General features: G+C 40.8%; 3 protein-coding genes. All 3 read left to right on the top strand.

The genetic code is table 11. The features are described from left to right. Positions 1-1,032, top strand: a 1,032-nt coding sequence (locus tag WBM60_RS13615; RefSeq protein ID WP_424283194.1) for a DUF1214 domain-containing protein, incomplete at its 5' end; no start/stop codon positions are given. A gap of 7 nt (positions 1,033-1,039) precedes the next feature. Beyond that, entirely contained in the window at positions 1,040-2,080 is a 1,041-nt protein-coding gene (locus WBM60_RS13610; RefSeq protein WP_424283193.1) for a DUF481 domain-containing protein, read from the top strand. A gap of 84 nt (positions 2,081-2,164) precedes the next feature. Further along, on the top strand, positions 2,165-2,567 hold a 403-nt coding region (locus WBM60_RS13605), incomplete at its 3' end, for a hypothetical protein (RefSeq protein WP_424283192.1).

The raw sequence follows: 2,567 nt of genomic DNA, 5'->3' as shown, positions 1-2,567 counted from the left end.
GACATTGGTCCAACCGGAATGGATAAAGGAAAAGGTGGTAAGTATTTAATACTACCTCCTGATTATGAAGGTGATGTACCGGAGGGTTATTTCGTATTTAAATCGCCAACCTATCGTGTTTTCTCTTTTGTTCGTGCCAATGCGGCTGTAATTGGTTTTGGCGAAAGCGCTATGGATTATTTCCGTGAAGGTTGTAAGATATATCCTTTAAGTACTGGTCCGCGTGAATGCACCTATACCAATGTTACTGGTGTTCCCATCAATACCTTAGTCCCTGAAGATGCTACAGCATTTGCCTGGATGCATGAATTAATAAATTATGAGCCTGCTGAAGCATTTGGTAAAGAGCGCCTGGGTGAACTGGCTTCTATTGGCATAGAAAAAGGAAAGCCTTTTAATCCCGATGCCCGCATGCAAAAAATATTGGCTAAAGCAGCTGAACAGGGTGTTGCTATGTCGCGCGTAATTGCGTTTAATACGCGAGTTGAAAACTCGAAAGTGTATCCTGATCGCAATTGGGAAAGCCCCTATGTAATTAACAATTCTACTTTCTATCAGAACGACTATATCAACCTTGAGGCACGTACAGTATTTCATTTCACTGCCGATGGTATTACGCCGGCAATGGCCATGCAAATGCCTGAAGGTCTTGGCTCAAGATATCAAACTACCTATAAGGATAGTGATGATAATTTCTTCGACGGCAACAAGACATACAAATTAAATATGCCTCCTGGCGTTCCTGTGAAGCTTTTCTGGTCAGTTACTGTTTACGATAACCTTAATCGCTGCGTAGTTAATACCATGCCTTATCCAAGTATAAGTAGCCAGCAAACGCCACCTCCTGTGACTAATGAAGATGGTTCTATTGATATTTACTTTTCAGTCAAACAACCGGCAGGTGTTGAGAAGCAAAACTGGGTAGAAGTAATCCCTGATCAAGGATTCTTTGTGTACATCCGTTATTACGGTCCACTCAACGCCTTCAACAACAAGACCTGGGTGCCTAATGATGTCGAATTGGTAAACTAATATTCTGATGATGAAATTCTGGAAGGGAAATATCTTGCTACTGATAATTATGATGGGATTCACTGAGCTTTCGGCCCAAAAAGATACTCTTATTATGATTAGTGGCGAGATCCTGACCGGAGAGATCAAATTATTTGATAACGGAGTGGTCACCATTGAAACAAGTTATAGCGACAGCAATTTTAAGATAGAGGGGGATAAGGTAGTACGGATTAGCACCGTTCAGCAATTCGTGATTATTACTGCCCATGGAGATCGCTATTTTGGGACCATCACCACTTCAAAGAACGACCCCTCCATTGTTCTGATAAATGACACTGAAAAAGGTGAGGTGTCAGAATCTTTAGAGGATATCTTGTTCTTAAAAAAGATCGACCCAACCTTCTGGAGCCGAGTTGATTTGTTGATATCAATTGGCTATACACTCACAAAAGCCAACGACAACGAACAGTTCATCGGCAATTTAGAAACAGGCTATGTGTCGAGTAAATTCAAATCAGATTTAAGCTTTGGTATCATCAGGACTTTTCAAGAAAATGATGATAATAGCACCCGTACAAGTCGTACTACAGGTGGATTGGGCTTCCTAATATTTGTTGTTAAGGACTGGTTTGCAGTTGCCAGGGCGGATCTCTTGCAAAGTTCAGAACAGCAGCTAAATCTCAGGGCTATTACCAAAGGGGGTATTGGAAATTATGTAGTGAAAACAAATCGCATGAATTTGGGTCTGGCAGGCGGGGTCGCCTGGAACTATGAGGATTATGACAACCTCACAGCGAAAGGCAGAAATAGTGTTGAGGCATTTGCAGCCCTGGATTACATTATTTTCGACCTTGGCGACCTTGATCTCCTGACAAAAGTTATTGCTTATCCCAGTTTGACAGAAAGCCGTCGATTCAGGACCGATTTTTCCATCAACATAAAGTATGAATTTAAGCGGGATTTTTTCATTAATCTGGGTTTAAGCGGCAATTATGATAACCAGCCGGCAGTAGGTTCATCCCCCACTGATTATGTATTACAGACCACCTTTGGTTGGGAGCTGTAGTTTCTGAAAAGCCAAGGAAAAAAGTAAAAAAAACAAAATAGATTAATTAAGTATTTATAAAACAAAAAACATAAAACAAAAATCATGAAAACACTCAAACATATTTTAAGTTTTGTCGCGATGGTATCAATTACATGCCTGGGCATGGCACAATCCCCCAAAACCAAAATGGTCACACAGCAACCCGTCATGAAAATGACCACGCCTATTCCGGAAAACATCACAACCCCGGATAAAATAGAATCGCCAATTGGAACCTTGGAATTTTTTGATGGTGTACCTAATCGAAAAACCATTGATAATGTATATGAATATGTAGATCGTGCACGTGCAGTAGCGGCCTTTATTAATATGACGCCGGCCGTTTCTCTATACAATCTCCGCAAAGGAAATAGGGATATGAATATGGGCAACAGCAATCAAATATTAATTTGGGAGCAGTTAGGAGATTCTAAGTCATTAGCACTTACCTATAACAACACCTCGC

The organism is Eudoraea sp. (genome assembly GCF_049669105.1).
GTDB lineage: Bacteria > Bacteroidota > Bacteroidia > Flavobacteriales > Flavobacteriaceae > Eudoraea.
This window is presented reverse-complemented; position numbering and strand designations above follow the sequence as displayed.